Annotated in this window: 20 protein-coding genes; 7 read left to right on the forward strand and 13 right to left on the reverse strand. The window is 63.2% G+C overall.

The window, feature by feature from the left end:
- Positions 1-46: 46 nt before the first annotated feature.
- Positions 47-1,405 carry a glutathione-disulfide reductase gene (gene gorA, locus DKM43_RS05850; protein ID WP_109798029.1) on the forward strand — a complete coding sequence of 453 codons (1,359 nt, stop codon included), beginning with the start codon at positions 47-49 and terminating at the stop codon, positions 1,403-1,405.
- Between the two features lie 63 nt (positions 1,406-1,468).
- Here the strand turns inward: gorA and DKM43_RS05855 are convergent, their stop codons facing one another.
- From DKM43_RS05855 to crtY, 6 genes are all read right to left on the reverse strand, one after another.
- The gene (locus DKM43_RS05855) at positions 1,469-2,218 is read right to left on the reverse strand and encodes a molybdopterin-binding protein (protein WP_109797517.1); all 750 of its coding nucleotides are present in this window, start codon (positions 2,216-2,218) and stop codon (positions 1,469-1,471) included.
- Positions 2,215-3,060: a cytochrome b/b6 domain-containing protein gene (locus DKM43_RS05860; RefSeq protein WP_236632411.1), complete on the reverse strand. Its 846-nt coding sequence runs from the start codon at positions 3,058-3,060 to the stop codon at positions 2,215-2,217. The genes DKM43_RS05855 and DKM43_RS05860 overlap by 4 nt, the downstream gene beginning before the upstream one ends.
- A gap of 63 nt (positions 3,061-3,123) precedes the next feature.
- Positions 3,124-4,107 (reverse strand): phytoene/squalene synthase family protein, encoded by a 984-nt coding sequence (locus tag DKM43_RS05865; protein ID WP_109797519.1) that lies wholly within the window; start codon positions 4,105-4,107, stop codon positions 3,124-3,126.
- Between the two features lie 5 nt (positions 4,108-4,112).
- On the reverse strand, positions 4,113-4,694 hold the full coding sequence (locus tag DKM43_RS05870) for an LOG family protein (protein WP_109797520.1): 582 nt from the start codon (positions 4,692-4,694) through the stop codon (positions 4,113-4,115).
- Positions 4,691-6,169 (reverse strand): phytoene desaturase, encoded by a 1,479-nt coding sequence (locus tag DKM43_RS05875; protein WP_109797521.1) that lies wholly within the window; start codon positions 6,167-6,169, stop codon positions 4,691-4,693. The genes DKM43_RS05870 and DKM43_RS05875 overlap by 4 nt, the downstream gene beginning before the upstream one ends.
- Positions 6,166-7,362, reverse strand: a complete 1,197-nt coding sequence (crtY, locus tag DKM43_RS05880) for a lycopene beta-cyclase CrtY (RefSeq protein ID WP_109797522.1) — start codon at positions 7,360-7,362, stop codon at positions 6,166-6,168. Before crtY ends, DKM43_RS05875 begins: the two co-directional genes overlap by 4 nt.
- Positions 7,363-7,644: 282 nt before the next feature.
- On the opposite strand from crtY, the gene DKM43_RS05885 reads away from it, so the two are divergent.
- From DKM43_RS05885 to DKM43_RS05895, 3 genes are all read left to right on the forward strand, one after another.
- On the forward strand, positions 7,645-9,204 hold the full coding sequence (locus DKM43_RS05885) for a flavin-containing monooxygenase (protein WP_109798030.1): 1,560 nt from the start codon (positions 7,645-7,647) through the stop codon (positions 9,202-9,204).
- 271 nt (positions 9,205-9,475) lie between these two features.
- Positions 9,476-9,682: a cold-shock protein gene (locus DKM43_RS05890; RefSeq protein ID WP_109797523.1), complete on the forward strand. Its 207-nt coding sequence runs from the start codon at positions 9,476-9,478 to the stop codon at positions 9,680-9,682.
- A gap of 61 nt (positions 9,683-9,743) precedes the next feature.
- Positions 9,744-10,157, forward strand: coding sequence for a YybH family protein (locus DKM43_RS05895; protein ID WP_109797524.1), 414 nt, complete (start codon positions 9,744-9,746; stop codon positions 10,155-10,157).
- A 188-nt stretch (positions 10,158-10,345) separates the two neighbouring features.
- Here DKM43_RS05895 and DKM43_RS05900 read toward each other — a convergent pair whose 3' ends face one another.
- Together DKM43_RS05900 and DKM43_RS05905 are read right to left on the reverse strand one after the other, a co-directional pair.
- Positions 10,346-10,636 carry a hypothetical protein gene (locus DKM43_RS05900; RefSeq protein WP_109798031.1) on the reverse strand — a complete coding sequence of 97 codons (291 nt, stop codon included), beginning with the start codon at positions 10,634-10,636 and terminating at the stop codon, positions 10,346-10,348.
- A 292-nt stretch (positions 10,637-10,928) separates the two neighbouring features.
- Entirely contained in the window at positions 10,929-11,234 is a 306-nt protein-coding gene (locus DKM43_RS05905) for an alkylphosphonate utilization protein (protein ID WP_109797525.1), read from the reverse strand.
- 55 nt (positions 11,235-11,289) lie between these two features.
- Here DKM43_RS05905 and DKM43_RS05910 point away from each other — a divergent pair, with 55 nt between their 5' ends.
- Positions 11,290-11,940 carry a GNAT family N-acetyltransferase gene (locus tag DKM43_RS05910; RefSeq protein ID WP_109797526.1) on the forward strand — a complete coding sequence of 217 codons (651 nt, stop codon included), beginning with the start codon at positions 11,290-11,292 and terminating at the stop codon, positions 11,938-11,940.
- On the opposite strand, the gene DKM43_RS05915 is transcribed toward DKM43_RS05910, so the two are convergent.
- From DKM43_RS05915 to DKM43_RS05930, 4 genes are read right to left on the reverse strand one after another with little or no spacing between them, the layout of a single operon-like run.
- Complete coding sequence (locus DKM43_RS05915) at positions 11,886-12,638, reverse strand: sulfite exporter TauE/SafE family protein (RefSeq protein WP_109797527.1); 753 nt, start codon at positions 12,636-12,638, stop codon at positions 11,886-11,888. The two genes, DKM43_RS05910 and DKM43_RS05915, sit on opposite strands and share 55 nt — an antisense overlap.
- Before the next feature lie 19 nt (positions 12,639-12,657).
- On the reverse strand, positions 12,658-13,110 hold the full coding sequence (locus DKM43_RS05920; protein ID WP_109797528.1) for a cupin domain-containing protein: 453 nt from the start codon (positions 13,108-13,110) through the stop codon (positions 12,658-12,660).
- A 15-nt stretch (positions 13,111-13,125) separates the two neighbouring features.
- Complete coding sequence (gene dapD / locus DKM43_RS05925) at positions 13,126-13,962, reverse strand: 2,3,4,5-tetrahydropyridine-2,6-dicarboxylate N-succinyltransferase (protein WP_109797529.1); 837 nt, start codon at positions 13,960-13,962, stop codon at positions 13,126-13,128.
- Between the two features lie 49 nt (positions 13,963-14,011).
- On the reverse strand, positions 14,012-14,701 hold the full coding sequence (locus tag DKM43_RS05930; RefSeq protein WP_109797530.1) for a pyrimidine 5'-nucleotidase: 690 nt from the start codon (positions 14,699-14,701) through the stop codon (positions 14,012-14,014).
- Between the two features lie 117 nt (positions 14,702-14,818).
- Here DKM43_RS05930 and DKM43_RS05935 point away from each other — a divergent pair, with 117 nt between their 5' ends.
- Complete coding sequence (locus DKM43_RS05935) at positions 14,819-17,233, forward strand: S8 family peptidase (RefSeq protein WP_109797531.1); 2,415 nt, start codon at positions 14,819-14,821, stop codon at positions 17,231-17,233.
- Between the two features lie 156 nt (positions 17,234-17,389).
- On the opposite strand, the gene DKM43_RS05940 is transcribed toward DKM43_RS05935, so the two are convergent.
- Positions 17,390-18,532: a PQQ-dependent sugar dehydrogenase gene (locus tag DKM43_RS05940; RefSeq protein ID WP_109797532.1), complete on the reverse strand. Its 1,143-nt coding sequence runs from the start codon at positions 18,530-18,532 to the stop codon at positions 17,390-17,392.
- A gap of 58 nt (positions 18,533-18,590) precedes the next feature.
- Here DKM43_RS05940 and DKM43_RS05945 point away from each other — a divergent pair, with 58 nt between their 5' ends.
- On the forward strand, positions 18,591-19,196 hold the full coding sequence (locus DKM43_RS05945) for a ribonuclease HII (protein WP_109797533.1): 606 nt from the start codon (positions 18,591-18,593) through the stop codon (positions 19,194-19,196).
- Positions 19,197-19,251 lie beyond the last annotated feature (55 nt).

Here is a 19,251-nt window from a genome sequence, read left to right on the forward strand (position 1 = left end):
TTGCCGATGGCAACGGGCCATATGCCCCGTGCAAGGAGTGCAGGACATGGCAGCAGGTGAGTTCGACTACGACCTTTTCGTGATCGGGGCCGGTTCGGGAGGAGTGCGTGCAAGCCGCATTGCCGCCAGCCACGGCGCGCGCGTGGCAGTGGCCGAGGAATATCGGGTGGGCGGCACCTGCGTCATCCGGGGCTGCGTTCCGAAGAAGCTGCTGGTCTATGGATCGCACTTTGCCGAAGAACTTCAGGATGCCGCCAATTATGGCTGGACCGTCGATGGCATGCGGTTTGACTGGCCAACGTTACGTGACGCCGTGCTCAAGGACGTTGACAGGCTCAATGCGGCCTACACGACGACGCTTGAGAGCAACAAGGTCGAGAGGTTTCTGGAGCGTGCGACCATTGCAGGGCCGAACGCCGTCAGACTGGCGAGTGGGCGGACCGTTACGGCACGCTACATTCTGGTGGCGACCGGTGCCTGGCCGGTGATGCCCGATTTCGAGGGGCGCGAGCATTGCATCACCTCGAACGAGGTGTTCCATCTGGAGCAGCTTCCCCGCCGGGTCGTGATTTCCGGCGGCGGCTATATCGCGATGGAGTTTGCCGGCATTTTCAATGCGCTTGGTTGTCACGTAACGGTTGTGAACCGCAGCGAGACGATCCTGCGCGGCTATGATGACTCGCTGCGTGACCGCCTGCTTCAGATCACCATGGCGCGCGGGATAGACTATCGGCTGAACTGCCATATCGAGCAGGTCTTGCAGCAGGACGACGGTTCGCTGGTCGTTCACCTTGATCGTCACCGCGAGCCTCTGCACGCCGATGTGGTTCTGGTGGCCACCGGCAGGCGTCCCAAGACCGATGGGCTGGGGCTTGAGAATGCGGGGATCACAACGGGCGAACGCGGCGAAATCCCGGTTGACCGGCATGGCAAGACCGTGTGCGACAGCATCTATGCCGTGGGTGACGTAACGGACCGCGTCCAGTTGACGCCTGTCGCCATCCGCGAAGGCCATGCCTTTGCCGACCGGGTGTTCGGCGGCAAGGACACCGAGGTCAGCTATGACTGCATTCCCAGCGCCGTGTTCTCGCAGCCCCCGCTGGCCGGGGTCGGCCTGACGGAAAGCGAAGCGCGCAAGGCTCATGGGGGCAACATAAAGGTCTATTCCTCGGACTTCCGGCCGATGAAGAACATTTTCGCGCATCGCCCCGAACGGGGACTTTACAAGATGATCGTCGAGGCGACGACGGGCAAGGTTCTGGGCATTCACATGATCGGCCCGGATTCCCCGGAAATCCTTCAGGCGGCGGCCATTGCGGTCAAGGCCGGGCTGACCAAGGCCGATTTCGATGCAACGGTTGCCTTGCATCCCTCGATGGCTGAGGAACTGGTTCTCATGCGGTAACGTTACGTCACGGTTCTTGGTTTAAGGGGGGGATCGGGCGCATTTGAATGGAGCCGCAAAGGCTCATATTCCGGCGAACCACTGATAGCCGGAGTGATCTTCCCAGTATCCGCCCTTGCCGCCGTATATCCCCGCGAGCGAGGCGACGGCTTCGATCCGCATGACATATTTCGCCTGCTTGTATCCCAGCGCACGTTCCACACGCAGGCGGACCGGGGCGCCATGCGCAACGGGGAGGGGTTGCCGGTTCATGGTGTGGGCAAGGATCGTCTGCGGATGGAAGGCATCGACAAGATCGATGCTCTCGTAAAAGGGCATTCCTGAGAAATCATCTGCACAATGGAATACAAGATATTGTGTTTTATCAGAAATACCTGCCATCTTGAGAATGGATGCTAAAGGCGTTCCGGTCCATTCAGCAATGGCGCTCCATCCTTCCACACAATCGTGCCGCGTAATCTGGGTGCGTTGCGGACCTGCCTTCAACTCGGCAAGGGTCAGGCGCAGGGGGCGGCGGACCAGCCCTGATACCTCAAGCCGCCAATCGGCAAAGCCCTTGGCCAGATGCGCCGCAAAGTCCGGCGAACGCGGCAGGAAGTTCCCGTTCACCCGGAAGCGCGGAGAAATATCGACCGGGGCGAACTCAGGGGCCAGCGCATTGCGATCGGTGAGGAAGCGCTGGCCGGAAAGCGTAGCTTTCTCGCCAAGAGTCAACACCTTGCGCACCGTGGGCGAAGTGGTGATGCGCTCGCACCCGGCCAGCGCGGCGCTGCCTGTCGCTACCAGCATCGAGCGGCGGGAAAATCCGGTCATGGCCTGTTCTCCTGTGCCTGAGGAAGTCTGAACCAGCCGGTGATGATCGCCCGCATTTCATTCAGGGGGCCGGCAGCAAGGATCATCAGAAGATGGATGAAGATAAACAGACAAAGTGCTGCTGAACATATAAAATGAATGGACCGGGCGGACTGCCTGCCACCAAACAGGTCCAGCAGCCAGGGAAAGGCTGCATTGAGATTGGGTGACATGGTTATGCCGGTCAGGATCGCCAGCGGAATCAGCCCGAAAATGACGCCCAGATAGGCCAGTTTCTGGAGCGGGTTGTAGCCTTTCGCGGCGTGCCCGGAGGCGAACCGAAGGCGCACATGCGCCACGATCTCCTTCCAGAGACGGGAAGGGGATATCTCCTTCCATCTCGGAAGAAGATCATTCCTCAAATGCTTGCTACAAAGCGAATAAATGAGAAATGCCGTGATTGAGACGACCAGCAGCCAGGCAAAGAAGAAGTGCCATTGCCGACCCTCGGCAAGGCTGTAGTAATTGGGGATCGTCAGCAAGGGTGGGATTGCCTTGGTCGAATAGGGCGTGTGTCCGAGAAAGCCGGTGGTGTTGAACTCGATCTGTCCGACCCGGAGGAACCCCGCCTCTCCATTGCGGCCTGCTGCCAGCCAAGCGTGATCGAAATTGGCACCCGCCTTGCCCCAGTAGAGCCGGGGATGCGCATTGAAAATCGTGGCCCCGCTCATCAGCAGAACGAAAATGCAAAGGGCGTTGATGCCATGCCAGATGCGCACCGGCAGGCTGATCCGGTAAACAAGCGGGCCGCAGGGCGAGTCTTCGCCGTTTTGTGACGTAACGCTTGCGGAATTGGCCGTCACGACTGCGCTCCACTCCATTGCCGGGCGAGTGTGCCAGCTATGGTGCGATTGGCAAGGCCCCGGTCAGGCGGTTCTCAGGCCATCGGCTGGCCGCGCTTCTGCCAGACGGACAAGGACGCTGCGGGTGAAGCGGCGCCTGGCGGATGCTGCCTCGCATTCCGGTGGCACGGCGCGCACCGCAGCCAGCCCGGCGCTGGCTATGAAGGCCACCTTGCGGGCGTTACTAACGAAAACGCGCTCGTCCCACGCATGTTCGCCCCGGCGGGCCACCTCGCGTGCAATCTCGCCATAGATGCTGGCTGCCGCAAGGATCGCCCAGCGCTGACGCGGTTTCAGGCGGGCGGCGCCGATCCTTGCCGAACACTCGTGTAAATGCGCCATGGCGCACATCTCGCCCACGATCCGTGCCAGATCGGCGCGGTGCCGAGGCTGATCGATCTGGCTGGCGGCAATACCGGCGTCGGCAAGCCAATCTGCCGGAATGTAGCAGCGGCCAGCCGCGGCATCCTCTGTTACGTCACGTGCAATATTGGCCAGCTGGAAGGCCAGGCCAAGGTCGCAGGCCCGGTCGAGCGTATCGGCATCTTCGGGCGAAACGCCCATGACCACTGCCATCATCACGCCGACCGCACCAGCCACATGCCAGCAATAGCGCATGAGGTCGGCTTCGGTTTGCGGGCGCCAATCGGCACTGTCGAGGGCAAAGCCTTCGATCACCGCGTCGGCCATTGCTTCAGTCAGCCCGGTTTCACGGGCGACCAGCCCAAGCGCGTCAAACGCGGCATCGCCGGTTCGCCTGCCTGCAAAGGCTGCCTGTGTGAGGTAACGGACGTGGTGCAGGCGCTCGGCCATGCCGGTCTGGGGACCAAGCGTGCCGCCATGGTCCTGCCCGTCGATCACATCGTCGCAGCGGCGGCACCAGGCATAGAGCAGCCACACGCGTTCGCGCGTGATCCGGTCAAACAGGTGGCTAGCGGCGGCAAAGCTTTTTGAGCCGCGCAGGATGGCTTCTCTGGCATGGGCAACAAGCGCGGTACGGTCCGCCATGGTCTTTACAGGTCATCCGCCTTCATCGCGAAGATCGGCTTGTGCGGGACATAGGCGGCCATCCGGGCGAGCAGGATATCAAGATCAGGTTCGGCAATGATGATGCCGGCATGGGCTTCGCGGATGAAGCCCACCTCGATCATATGGTGATGGAACGCGAGCAGGTGGTCATAGAAGCCGAAGGCATTGAGCAGGCCCACAGGCTTGGCATGATACCCAAGCTGCGCCCAACTCACCGCTTCCCACAACTCGTCCATCGTGCCAACCCCGCCGGGAATGGTGAGGAATCCATCCGACAGATCGGTGAAGCGCTTCTTGCGTTCGTGCATTCCCGAAACGACGTGCAGTTCGGTGCAATCGTGGTTTGCCACCTCGGTATTGACCAGTCCTTCGGGGATGATGCCGATGACTTCGCCGCCGGCATCAAGCGCGCCATAGGCAACTGCGCCCATGAGGCCGAGCCGCCCCCCGCCATAGACAACGCCGATTCCGCGCCGGGCCAGTTCCTGTCCGATTTCGCGGGCAAGCGTAACGTAACGGTGATCCTGCGGCGTGGCCGAACCGCAGTAAACAGCAAGACGTTTCAAGCAAGATCCTCCAGCATCAGCCTGGCCGTGGCCTTGGCGGAGCCGACAACGCCGGGGATCCCCGCGCCGGGATGGGTGCCGGCACCGACAAGGTAGAAATTGGAAATCGCGTCATCGCGGTTGTGCGCCCGGAACCATGCGCTTTGCGTGAGCAGGGGTTCAAGACTGAAGGCGCTGCCAAGATGCGAAGACAGATCGGTCCTGAAGTCGCTCGGCGCGTAATGAAACTTCGTTACGATACGCGAATGGATATCCGGGATGAGGCGACGGCCGACCTCGTCGAGAATACGCTTTTCAAGGATCGGTCCGACTTCATTCCAGTCAACCGGGAGTTTGCCCATATTGGCCACGGGCACGAGCGCGTAGTACGTGCTCTTGCCTTCCGGCGCGACCGAAGGGTCGGTCACGGTGGGGTGATGGAGGTAGATCGAGAAATCCTCAGGCAGGACCCCGTGGGTATAGATATCGTCGAGCAGACCCTTGTAGCGCGGGCCGAACAGGATCATGTGATGCGGAATGCCCGGCCATGTGCCTTCCAGGCCGAAGTGGACGACAAAGAGACTGGGCGAATATTTCTTTTTCCCAAGCGATTTTGCACGCCGTTTTGCATGTTGATTATCAGGCATGAGATCGCGGTAGGAATGCATGATGTCGGCATTCGAGGCAACCGCATCGAAGTTTGCCGACCATCCTGACTGCGTGCGCACACCCGTTACGCGCGCGCCCAGCGTTTCGATGTGCACGACCGGATCGCCGATGCGCACTTCGCCCCCGATGCGCCTGAAATGGGTCAGCATTCCTTCGATCAGCCGGTTGGTTCCGCCTCTGGCCCACCAGACGCCGCCATCCTTCTCCAGCTTGTGAATGAGGGCATAGATCGCGCTCGTGGTCATCGGGTTGCCGCCGACGAGCAGGGTGTGGAAGCTGAATGCCTCGCGCAGCTTCTCGTTCTTCACATAGCTTGAGACCATGGAATAGACCGAGCGCCACGCCTGATAGCGCGACAGCGCAGGCGCGGCCTTGAGCATCGCGACGAAATCAAGGAACGGCACCGCGCCAAGCTTGACATAGCCTTCCTCGAAAACACCCGCCGAGTAACGCAGGAACTCGTCGTATCCGGCAACATCATCGGGGTTCAGCTTGGCGATCTCGGCGCGCAGCGCGGCTTCGTCGTTCGAATAGTCAAAGTTCGTGCCATCGGCCCAATTGAGCCGGTAGAAGGGCATGACGGGCATGAGATCGACATCGTCGGACAGCCTGTGGCCCTTCAGCGCCCACAATTCCTCAAGGCAGGCCGGATCGGTGATGACGGTCGGCCCGGCGTCGAAGGTGAAGCCGTCCTTTTTCCAGTGATAGGCGCGGCCGCCCGGCTTGTCCCGCGCCTCGATCACCGTGGTCTGTATGCCGCCGGACTGGAGCCGGATGGCAAGGGCAAGACCGCCGAAGCCCGAACCGATTACGCAAGCACGCTTCATCTGGTGGTTCCCGAATTTGAAAGAGGCCGGGGCCGGGCGCCCAGGCCGGTAAGGACGCCCAGCGCGCGGGTGATCGGCAGAGGTGGCTTGCCCGCAAGGATGCGGGCCTTGTCGAGCACGGTCGTCCGACCGGCGTAGAAGCGTTCGATCAGGCCATGGCGCAGGCTGTAGAAGCGTTCAAGCACGCGGTAGCGGTCCTGCGGTTCCGCACCGGCAAACAGCAGCGCCGACAGCGCGCGGAAGTAGGCCGAGCGCTGCCAGTGTTCACGCGCCCAGTGCTCACTGAAAGCGGCAAGTGCATCGCCCCCCAGATTCTTTTCGCGGGCAAGCGCAAGAGCATACTTCACGGCGTCGGGAAGCGAATAGCTGGTGACGGCCTGAAATAGACCCGCGCGCACCCCGGCGCGGGCAACTGCCCCGCCGCTGGCGCGCCAGAATGCGCCAAAATCGCCCCCGGCCACAACGGGCAGAACGCCGTGCTCCTCGTCGAGAACCTCTTCGACCTGCCAGCCGCGAGCCGTGACGTAGTTGTCGATCCGCGCGCGGATGGCGTTGATGTCAAGATCCGGACCGTCGGCATAGTAGGTGTCTTCAACGAAGATTTCATCGGCCTTGAAGGGCAGGCAATAGACGAAGCGATAGCCGTCGATCTGCTCGACCGTGGCATCCTTGACCACGGGCGCATCAAGTCCGTGGGGCGCCGAAAGCCGGAAGCGGCGTCCGACGAACTTCTGCCAGCCGCCGCAGAGGTGACTGACATCGCGCAGGCCTCGCGCGTCGATTACCGCGCCTGCCTCGATCCGCGTGCCGTTCGAGAGGGTGGCGTTTGTTGCACTGCATGCCAGCGCCCGCACGCCCGTGAGGATTGCCCCGTCGCCAAGCCTTTCGCGCACGATCCTGTCGAAGCGGGCCGAGGTGATGGAATAGTAGCTCGTGCGCAGCCGCCGCTCATAGCGCGGGAAATGCACGGTATATTCGGGCCATGCCGCCACGATCATGCCGTCGAGCAGTTCGCGCCCGGCCTTGCCCACATCGGTGCCGAAGAACGACCAGACGTGATTGCCGCCGATGGTGCTGCCCTGCTCGACCAGCACCAGTTCCAGATCCGGCCGCTCGCGCTTGAGCGCAAGGGCCACCAGTCCGCCTGCGAGGCCCCCGCCGAGAATTGCGATGTCGCACTTGCGCACAGTCATGCTCCTGCGCTTAGGGCCATGCGGTTGCCGGTGCAACCACCGGCTTGAGACCTGCCGGACGACCCGTCAGAAAGGGCATGGCGGGCGGGGCGTGATGGCGCGATGCGCACCACGAAGCCACGCGGCTCACCTCACGGGGAGGGCTGATTTTCTTGACCGATAGCCTCAGGCCCAGCGGCATCGGGTTGCCACTTGATGCCGGTCAATGTCACCTTTCGCATCGTGCCTGACAACGGCCCCGCAAGCCCGGCAGAACCGGGAGCGGATCATGGAGAGGAAAAGATGGGCGAGCAAGCACTGCGCACTGCGGGCCAGCCTGATGCCGCGGCGGCCGATACGCCTTCCGGCGGCCATTTCGATGTCCTCATCATTGGTGCGGGGATTTCCGGGATCGGATCGGCCTGGCACCTTCAGGACCAGTGTCCCGGCAAGACCTATGCCATCATCGAGGCCAAGGATACCTTTGGCGGAACCTGGGAAACGCACAAGTATCCCGGCGTGCGTTCGGACTCCGACCTTTACACCTTCGGTTATCGCTTCAAGCCATGGGTGGGCGCTCCCATCGCCAGTGCGCAAGCCATACTCGATTACATGGGCGAGGTGATCTCCGAGGCCGGGATCGGGCGGCATATCCGCTATGGCCACACGGTGCTCAGCGCCAAATGGTCCAGCGTCACGAATCTCTGGACCGTGGAGACCCGCCGCCGCGACGGGGAGACAGTGACGTTTACGGCCGGCTTCCTGTGGATGTGCCAAGGATACTACGACCACCAGGTTCCCTACATTCCGCCCGAATGGAAGGGCGTGTCCGATTTCAAGGGCCTGTTCGTTCATGCCCAGCTCTGGGATCCGGCGACCGAATGGGAGGGCAAGCGCGTGCTGGTCATCGGATCGGGGGCAACGGCGGCAACCGTGGTTCCCGCCTTTGCCGAAAAAGCCGAAGTCACGATGCTCCAGCGTTCTCCGACCTATTTCTACTGCCATCCCAACCAGAACGAACTGGCCGACCGGCTGCGCCAGATCGGCATTGACGAGCCGACCATCCACCGCGTGGTGCGCGCCCAGATCATGCACGATCAGGCCGTGATCGACCGGCGCTGTGTTGAGGAACCCGATGTTGTCTTCGAGGAACTGAAGGCGGCCGCACGGGCCTATGCCGGAGAGGACTTTTCCTTCGAACCGCACTTCACGCCGAAATACCGTCCGTGGCAGCAGCGGCTTGCCTTCTGCCCGGATGGCGACCTGTTCCGCGCAGCGGCGCAGGGCAAGGTGCGCGTCGTTACCGACACGATCGACCGCTTTACCGAGAAGGGAGTGCTGACATCTTCCGGGGAACTGCTGGAGGCCGACATCATCGTTGCCTGCACGGGGTTTCACCTCAAGGTGCTGGGCGACATTCCGTTCGAGGTTGATGGCAAGCCGATCAGGTGGGGCGATACCGTGACCTACCGCGGCATGATGTTCACCGGTGTGCCCAACATGGTGTGGGTTTTCGGATACTTCCGCGCAAGCTGGACCTTGCGGGTCGACATGCTGGGTGATTTCGTCTGCCGCCTGCTGCGCCACATGGACGAACTGGGTGCGCGCAAGGTGGAAGTTGCATTCCGCGATGAGGACGCCGGGATGGAGATCCTCCCCTGGATCGAACCGGAAAACTTCAATCCCGGCTATCTCATGCGCGATCTCGACAAGATGCCGCGGCGCGGAAGCAAGGACGAGTGGCGGCACAACCAGAACTACTGGCTTGAGCGCGAGGTGATCCCCGCGATAGATCTGCATGGGCAGGAGTTCGTTTACGATGGCGTGCGCCGGGCAGCGCGCGTTGCGGAGGAAGCGGCGTAACGCGCGGCAAAAAGCAATGCGGGGCAGGGGCGGTGTTGCCCCATGCCGCATCGATTGCCGAATGGATTCGCTATCGCGGTCATCTCGTGCTAGGCGTGCCGATGCTGACGTCGAATTTTGCGACGGACTTCGGCAGAGACTCCCGTTGATGCGGCCATTCAGGCGGCATTTGCGGATTTTGACGACGGGCTCCTTTCAATTGACGATTCTGACGCACGACCCTGCGGCACTTGCGCCGCGGGGCAACCATCGTTCTTGAAAGGAACATCCCATGCCCGTAGGCACCGTAAAGTTTTTCAATACCGACAAGGGCTATGGTTTCATCCAGCCCGACAACGGCGGCGCTGACAGCTTCGTTCACATCTCGGCCGTTCAGGCGGCCGGCATGGCGACGCTCGATAAGGACCAGCGCGTGAGCTACGAAATCGAAACCGGCCGCAACGGCAAGGCTTCGGCGGTCAATCTCGCTTCGGCCTGATTGAGGCCATCGGCAGGGCGCAGGTCTTTTCAGATGATCCGCGCCCTGCCATGGCAGGGCCATGAGCCTTGCCCATGACAGCGGCGCGCTGGGTGCCGAACTTGCCATCAGGATGCGCCGCGCCGAGTTCAACCGTGCGCTGGCCGAGGGTGATCTTGCCGCGATCGCTGGATTGCTGGCACCTGAAGTCATTCTCATCACGGGGACGGACAGCGCCGTCATCGCGGGCCGGAAGGCCCAGCTTTCGGCATGGAAGCGCGAGTTTTCGGCAAGGCCGCGAACGCACTACACCCGCACTCCGCAAACCGTCATCGTCTCTACGGTAGAGCCGATCGCCATGGAGCACGGACACTGGCAGGGCGTGATCGAGGGGACAGGTGCAGCGGTCGCATCAGGCACCTATTGGGCAAAGTGGCGCGAGCGGCCGGGCGATGGCTGGGTGCTGATCGCCGAGATTTTCCTGACACTGGCCTGAAGTGACACTGGCCTGAGGTGAGATTGGCTTGGAGTGCCAGCGAGATTTGGTCAGCGCCATTCAAGCAGAAAGGGCGCTCCCTGCAGGAAACGCCCTTGCTGTTTTCAGTGGTTCAGCGCGAAGCTGGCCCTGCTCACGGGTGAGGCGCTGCTCGCCAGAAGGCGAGGCAGTCCCGTGTTGCGGGGCAGTCAATCGTTCGCGGCAGCAGCCTTGCTCGCGATGGGCTTCACGTCCTTGACATCGAAGCTGACCGGGCGGCCATTGAAGCGGCCGGTGACGGCGCGCTTGGTCACGCGCAGTTCGAACGGCTGCTTGCCGCCATTGGCCGTGCCCTTCAGCACCTTCACGTCGCCGATCTGTTCGGCGGTGTAATCATACTTCACGCCCTGATAGGTGAACGAACCGGCTTCCGGCTCGGCGGCGAGGGCGGGAACGGCAACCAGCGAAGCGGCTGCGAAAGCGAGGACGGTCTTGAACATGGCAATGTCTCCTGAAAGATAAGGAAAGATTGCCTTCAGCACCCCTTATCTTGTTGCGTTGCAGCATAGGGATTGGGTGCGGTGCGGCAATTGTAATTGCCGGAAAATGAGTTGCAGGAATCGCAAGTCATTCTGGTTTTCCAAGAAATCAATCACTTGATTAAGGCGCGGGCCAGCATGACCTGCACCAAGGCCCGTAATGCGTCATCCGGGCAAAGCCCCGCGTGATGATTCGTTGCGCGTGTTTGCGGCTCGGTAGCAAGGAGATTGCGCCGCTCCCCGGCCTGACAGTTCAACGCTTGCGCACGAACTCCGCACGCAGCACCAGGCCCTTGATCCCCGGATAGCGGCAGTCAATCTCTTGCGGATCACCCGTAAGCCTGATCGACTTGATGAGCGTGCCCTGTTTCAGGGTCTGGCCCGCGCCCTTCACTTCAAGATCCTTGATGAGCGTCACCTGATCGCCATCGGCCAGAAGATTGCCCACGGCATCGCGCACTTCGACCGCATCGGCGGCTGCGCGACGCGCCGCCAGCTCGGATGCGGGCATCCATTCGCCGCTGTCCTCGTCATAGACATAGTCTTCGCTGTCGCTCATCGCTATTCTCCGGCTGTCGCCGACGCAGGGCTGGTCGGCGGGAGAACCGGCCGTCATGGACAGAACGATCATCCGCCTTGGCGCCTGCCATGTGGATCAGGCCACCGCAACCCTTGTTGCCGCATTCATGGATGATCCGGCAATGTGCTGGATGTTTCCCGATCCTGCCGTGCGGGCGCGGCGCTTGCCCGGATTGATGCACTGGAGCGTGACCGATCATCTGCGGCACGGCATGGTGCTGGGCACGGCCGGGGCGGAAGCGGTGACGCTGTGGCGGCCGCCGGGTGCGGTGCATGAGCACGCACCGCTGACGCCGATCATGCTTGTCCGCTTTCTTGCCATGCTGGGGACCGCCGTTCTGCGAGCGGAGCGGCTTGACAGGACGATCGAAAGGCATCTGCCTGCGGGCGAGGCGCAGTTCTATTTGCGCATGGCGGGGGTTCATCCCCGATGGCAGGGCAAGGGGCTGGGTGGCCTTGCCATTCGTTCCGGGCTTGCCGAAGCGGAAGCCGCCGGGCTGCCGCAGGTGCTTGAAACGGCCAAGGAAGGCAATGTCGGCATCTATCGCGCGCTGGGCTTCAAGGTCATCGATACATGGCGCGTGGCCCGCAACGGTCCGCTTTTCTGGACCATGCAGCGCGAAGCCGCGCCTCAGGCCAGGGCATCAACCAGCAGCTTGGCGCCTAGCACCACCATCAGCAGGTAGATGATCGCATAAAAGCGATCCGGGCGCAGGCGGCGCACGAGGCGCACGGCAACCAGCGTGGTAACGATGGCAAGGGGAACCATCAGCAGCGCTGCCAGCATCACATCGGGCGTGAAGGCCCCCAGCAGCACATAGCTTGGCACCTTGAGCCAGTTGATGGCCGCGAACAGGATGGCGTTGGTTCCGGCATAGGTCAGATGCGGCAGCCTGCGCGGTGTGACCCACATCTGGAATGGCGGACCGCCTGCGTGGGCAATCTGGCTGGTGAAGCCCGTGGCCATGCCGAACAAGGCGCCCACCCATCCCGGTGACGTGGATGGCGCGACAACCCTTCCGCCACGTTCAATCCACAGGCGATAGAGACCGAACAGCAGCGTAATCGCCCCCAGAACGCCCATCAGCGCCTTTTCCTCGATCGCACTGGCCAATGCCCAGCCTGCGGATATGCCCACGATGGCGCCGGGCAGCATCCATCCGACGATCCAGCGGTCCCACGCATGGCGGAATGCCCAGACGCTGACCACGTCCTGGACGATCAGCACCGGCAGCAGGACGGCCGCAGCGGTCGATGGCGGAAGGGCAAGCGCGGCTATCGGCGTCCCCAGCGCGCCAAGCCCGGAAAAACCGCCCTTCGCCATGCCGATCAGGATCACGGCCAGCGAGCAGGCAACAAGCGTTGCGGGATCGGACAGGATCATCGGCAATCCGGGGCGCGGATCATGCGCCGGGGGACCATCCGGGGTCTGCCAGGATGAAACCATCGAACGAGAAGCCCGGCGCGACCACGCAAGACACCAGACTGTAGCCGCAAGGGCCTGCGGATGGCTCTGCCGACTGCCACTGATCGCGCGGCACTATGCCTTGAAGGTTGTGGCGAGGAGCGGTTGCGGGGCCAAGCAGAATTGTGCGCGGGGCAGCATTGTCTGCTTCGGCGATCTGAAGCGTCAGCGGATTACCTCCCTGCCAGAACCACAGTTCGTCGGCATCGATCTTGTGCCAGTGCGAACGCGCGCCCACAGGCAGCAGGAACAGGATGGCGGTGCTGGCGCTGCGGCCCGACGGAGTGGCCTCCGCACGCCAGGTTTCACGATAGAAGCCGCCTTCGGGGTGCGGTTTCAGATCGAGGCTGGCGATCAGTTCCTGCGCCGAAGCCATGTCCGCACCCGTCATGTGCCGCGCGTCGGGTCAGTCGCGCAGCAGTTCGTTGATGCCCGTCTTGCTGCGGGTCTGGGCGTCAACCGTCTTGACGATGACAGCGCAGTAGAGCGAAGGGCCGGGGGTGCCGTCGGGCAGGGGCTTGCCTGGCATCGCGCCGGGCACAACCACCGCATAGGGCGGCACGCGGCCGATGTGGACTTCGCCCGTCTGGCGATCGACGATCTTGGTGGACGCGCCGAGATAGACCCCCATCGAAAGCACTGCGCCTTCGCCCACGATCACGCCTTCGGCCACTTCGGAACGCGCGCCGATGAATGCGCCGTCCTCGATGATGACGGGGCCTGCCTGAAGGGGTTCGAGCACGCCGCCAATGCCCGCGCCGCCGGAAATGTGCACATTCTTGCCGATCTGCGCGCAGGAGCCGACCGTAGCCCAGGTATCGACCATGGTGCCTTCATCGACAAATGCGCCGATGTTCACGAAACTGGGCATCAGCACCACGCCCCGCGCGATGTGCGCGCCCTTGCGCGCCACTGCCCCCGGCACCACGCGAAAGCCCGCATCGCGGAAGCGGCCTTCGTCCCAGCCGGCAAACTTCGAGGGCACCTTGTCGAACGCAGGCGCGCCGCCCGAACCATTCTCGATCACGGCGTTGTCATTGAGCCGGAAGGACAGCAGCACTGCCTTCTTGAGCCACTGGTTGACCCGCCATGCGCCATCGACCTTCTCGGCAACACGCGCCTTTCCGCTATCAAGCAGCTCAAGCGCGGCTTCGACCACTTCGCGCACCGCATCGCTGGCGGGGGTGACATTGGCGCGGTCTTCCCATGCAGCTTCGATGGCGGCTTCAAGCGAGGTCGTCATGGCGTATCTCCGATTGGGCGCAAGCGGGCTGCGCGAAGTGCAGGGCGGACTAGCCGAGGCCGCCCGGATCGGCAAGCGCCCCCAGCGCATGATCGAGCCATTTCACGATATCGTCGGTCACGGCATCGATGGCGGCATCATCCTTGGCGCGGTCGCCCCAGTCAGTGGCGAGGTCAAGCCAGACGGTCTGCATGCCAAGGGCCTTGGCGGGGGCGAGGTTGCGCGCCATGTCCTCGATAAAGACGCAGCGTTGCGGGTTCAGGCCAAAGGCTTCAACCAATCCGGTGTAGGCGGCCATTTCAGGCTTGGGCCGGTAGGCCATGGCATGGATATCCCAGATGCCGTCAAAGCTGCCTGAAAGCCCAAGCGCGGACAGAACCCTTGCGGCATAGGCATCATCGCCATTGGTAAAGACCAGCTTGCGCCCCGGCAGCGCGGCCAGACGATCCGCAAGCCGTGGAGCCTCGGCAAGCGGCGAGAAATCGATGTCATGAACAAAATCAAGGAAGGTATGGGGATCGGTGGCATGATAGTGCATCAGGCCGGAAAGCGTGGTGCCGTGATCGTGGAAGTAGAGTTTCTGCACCCGCCGCGCCTCGGTTGCATCGCAGCCCAGCAGGTTCTGGATGAACTGGCCCATGCGCAGATCGATCTGGTCGAACAGCCGGGTCGTGGGCGGGTAGAGCGTGTTGTCGAGATCGAAAATCCAGCAGTCCACGCCGACAGGATCGAAAGCCATCGGGTATGTCATCCTTCGGGATTGAACGTATTATCCTGTTATTCCGGGTTATCCGGCATTTACGGCCAGCAACATATGGTCAAGATAACAGGACTTTCTTGAACGCAGGACGGATTGATGCGCAAGCCCGAAATGCCCGGTCGATGGGTGGCCCTGGTAATGCTTCTGGCGCTTTCGGCCTGCGGTGGCGGCGCAGGTTCGCCCGGTGCCGTGGTGAGCACGCCGCTTCCCACGCCAGCGCCCACACCGGCACCCACGCCAACGCCAACTCCCGCGCCAACGCCTACCAGCTTCAACACGGCAGAGTTTCGTCGCTCTGACGGGCCGGGGCTGCACGGAGCAGTAACCGCTTGGCAGGCGGGCGCTACCGGCAAGGGCACGACCATTGCCATCATCGATTCGGGGATAGACACCGCCAACAACGAGTTTTCCGGCCGCATCTCGGCGGCATCGCGCGATGTTGCCGCAAGTCGCCCGATCAGCAATCCCGAAGACGATCATGGCACCATGGTTGCGCTTCTGGCCGCGGCTGCGCGCAACAGTTCGGGCATCATGGGCATGGCGTGGGATGCCACCATCCAGATGCTTCGGGCCGACACGCCGGGATCGTGCAGCGGCAGTTCGGGCTGTTCGTTTTCGGATGCTAATATTGCCGCGGGCATCGATGCGGCCATTGCCGCGGGCGCAAGGGTCATCAACCTGTCTCTTGGCGGCGATCCTGCCAATGGCATGTTGCGCGCGGCCATCGGCAGGGCAAGCAGCGCCGGCGCAGTGGTGATCGTTTCGGCGGGCAATGATGGCGCCAAGACCGGCAGCGGGATCGATCCCGAAAATCCCGATCCCTTCGCTGTCTCGGTATTGCAGGCCGCTGGCGGCAACGCGATCATCGTCGGGTCGGTCGATGCAACGGGCATGGCATCGGCATTCAGCAACCGCGCCGGAACATCGGCAGCCGGCATGCTCATGGCGATGGGCGAGGAGGTCTGCTGCGTTTACGAAGGCAGCCAGATCAAGACGACCACCAACGGCGAAGGCACTTTCGTGACCGTGGTCAGTGGAACCAGTTTTGCCGCGCCGCAGGTATCGGGAGCCGCAGCGCTGCTGGCGCAGGCATTTCCCAATCTGACCGGCAGCCAGATCGTCAACCTTCTGCTGACCACCGCGCGCGATGCGGGCGCGCCCGGCACCGATGTCATTTACGGGCGGGGCATACTCGATATCGCGCGCGCATTTTCGCCTCAGGGCAGCACCAGTCTGGCCGGAACGCAGGTTCTGGTGCCGCTGGCGTCACCTAGCGCAATTGCCAGCCCGGCCATGGGTGATGCCCTGACGGGGAGCGGTGCCCAGACGGGCGCTTCCGCCGGTGCCGGGCTGCGCACGGTCATTCTCGATGGCTATGGCCGGGCCTATGCAATGAATCTGGCGCACGGTCTGCGGGCATCGCCCGGCTTCCAGCCCCTCCTTGCGGGACTTTCCGCTTCGGTCCGCCCGGTGGCGCTTGATATGCAAGACGCATCTCTTGCATTCACGGTCGACCGGCGGTTCGGCGCCGTGCCCATGCGATTGGCCCCGACAGAGCGGGAGCAGGCTCGCGTGCTGGCATCGAGCCTTGTCGCGCGGCTTGGTGACCGCCTCGACATGGCGCTGGGCTGGTCGGTGCGCGGTGATGCGCTGGCAGCGCGGCTTTCGCAGCGGCGCGAGCCGGATTTCCTCATCGCCGGGCGCGATCCGGGCCTTGGAGAACGCACCCGCATGGCCATGGCGCTGCGCTACCGGCTTGGAGCCACGGGCCTGAGCTTCGCCGCGGAGGAGGGCTATCTGTCGCAGGCAGCGCTACCGGGCCTGCCGGGATTGCAGGGCGCGTTCATGCAAGCGGCGCAAGGGCGCCTGTCCCGCGCCGAACGGCTGGCGCGTTTCGCGATCACGCTGGATGGAGGCGGCGCGAGATTGGCCGAGGGTGAAGGTGGGGCTTCGGGGCTGGACTGGAGCATCGGGCTGGGTCTGCTGCGCGAGGAACAGACCGTGCTTGGCGGGCGCTTTTCGGCAGCGCTTGGCGGCGGCGGAGGCTCTACCATCAGCGTGGAACCTGCCCTGGCATGGCGTTTGGCCGGGGGGTGGAGCCTTGGCGCGCAGGCGCGCGCAGGGCTGACGCGCCGGCCTGCAAGCGTGATCCTGCCGGGCGGCATGGAACTTCTTTCGTCGGCATGGTCCGTCGAGCTGGAACGCCGCGGCCTTCTTGTCGAAAACGACCGGTTGGGGCTGCGGCTGGCGCAGCCCCTGCGGGTGGAGCGCGGCGGACTGTCGCTCAACCTCCCGGTCGGTTGGGACTATGCCACGCAGACGGCGCAATTTGCGCCCACCATGCTTTCGCTTGCGCCAAGCGGGCGCGAGATCGATGCGGAACTGGCATGGTCCGCGCCTCTCGATCAGGGCAGTATTGCTGCCAGCACTTTCGTGCGGCGCGAACCGGGGCACCGCCGGGGCGCACCAGCCGATGCCGGGTTTGCGGTGCGCTGGTCGAAAGGGTTCTAGGGGCCAAACCCAATCAGGGTGCCCCGGAGGGGTTCGACCAGAATGGCCCAGCGCTGCGTCGGCAGGACTAGAAATATCGACTATTCCTGCGCCCCGCCTTCTTGCGCTGAGCCATTCTGCCTCGAACCTCGAATGCGCCCTGATTGGGTTTGGCCCCTAGCGCTTGGGCGCGATGTGCCGCAGGCGGCCGTCTTCGCCATCCTCAAGGACATAGAGCGTGCCGTCCGGGGCCTGCGCTATCTCGCGGATGCGGTTGCCAAGCTCGATGCGTTCCACCTCGCGGGCAGTCGTGCCGTCAATGGCAACGCGCACAATGCCGCCTGCACCAAGCGCCGCGATGAGCGCCTGTCCCTGCCACTGGGGAAAGGCCTTGCCGGTGTAGAAGATCATGTTGCCCGGTGCGATTACGGGGTTCCAGCTTATCGCTGGCTGGGCAAGGTCGGGGCGTGTGCGGTTGCGGGGGATGGGGCGGCCGTCATAGTGATCCCCGTCGGATACGAGCGGCCAGCCATAGTTGCGCCCCGGTTCGACAAGATTGATCTCGTCTCCACCTGCCGGGCCGTGTTCAATATCCCAAAGCCTGCCATCCGGCGAAAAGGCGATGCCAAGCAGGTTGCGGTGGCCCCATGACCATATCTGCGCCGGAACGCCGCCCTTTTCTGCCAGCGGATTGCCGGGCGCGGGGGTGCCATCGGGCAGAAGGCGGACGATCTTGCCGAGATTGCCGGTGAGATCCTGCGCCGGGGTCATCTTCTGGCGATCACCCGATGTGATGAACAGGTATTGGCCATCAGGCGAGAAGGCGATGCGGTGCGAATAATGCCCTTTGCCGCTGACCTTGGGATGCTGGCGCCAGATGACGGTGAGACCTTCAAGGCGCGGCTTGCCATCCAGCACCAGCCGCGCGCGGCCGACAACCGCGCCGCGTGTATCGCCTTCGCCGGGTTCCGCCCAGCTGAGATAGATCATGCCGGATGAGACGTAATCGGGGGCGGCGACCACATCGCCAAAGCCGCCCTGTCCGCCGTAGGCGACAGGCGGAACGCCCGCGACATCGCTGCTCGTCGCCTCGCCTTCGCGCCACAGCTTGAGCCGACCCTTCTTTTCGGTCACGAGCGCGAGGTCGGTGCCGGGGAGGAAGGTCATGGCCCAGGGTTCATCGAACGTTGCCACATCGGTCACGGAAAGACCGGTGGTTGCGGTTTCGACGAGCTCTGCCTTCTGGGCAGAGATTGGTGCGCCGCAGCTTGCGAGAAGAAGGGCGAACGGCGATAGCGAACGCAGCAGGGGATTCGTCATGACTGCCTTAATGCCGTCAAATCAGGCCGGTGCCACTACCCTTTCGTGCCCCGCTGCAATGTGCCCTCTTGTCATCGGCGTCGATGAGGCCGGGCGCGGGCCTCTGGCCGGACCGGTGGTGGCCGCAGCCGTAGTGCTGGGCAGCGGGCACCCACACGATCTTGCCGATTCCAAGAAGCTTTCGGCAAGGCGGCGGGCAGCGCTGGAAGCTGCGATCAAGCAGACCTGTCGCTGGGCGGTGGGCGTGGTCGAGGCCGAGGAGATTGACCGCATCAACATTCTGACCGCGACGATGCTGGCCATGACCAAGGCGGTAGCGGCGCTGTGTGCCCAGTTCGGGTCGGGCGAGGCCGTGGGCGAAGTGCTGATCGACGGGAACCTGACGCCGCAGGGCAGGGCGGGGCAGTGGTGCTGGCCCGCACGCGCCATCGTGGGTGGTGATGGCAGTGAACCTTGCATTTCGGCTGCCTCGATCATCGCCAAGGAGCATCGTGACCGGATCATGCGCGAGGCCGCACTGGCCTATCCGCACTATGGATGGGATCGCAACGCAGGCTATGGCACGGCTGCCCACATGGCGGCGCTGCGGCTCCACGGTCCAAGTCCGTTCCATCGCCGCAGCTTTGCTCCGGTGGCGCAGCTTGCTCTGTCTTTTGAAAAATAATTCCGTGATGCGGCTTTCGGGGTGCACCACCACATCTTGAGTCTGTTTGGCGCAG

The organism is Novosphingobium meiothermophilum (assembly GCF_003171715.1).
Taxonomy (GTDB): domain Bacteria; phylum Pseudomonadota; class Alphaproteobacteria; order Sphingomonadales; family Sphingomonadaceae; genus Novosphingobium; species Novosphingobium meiothermophilum.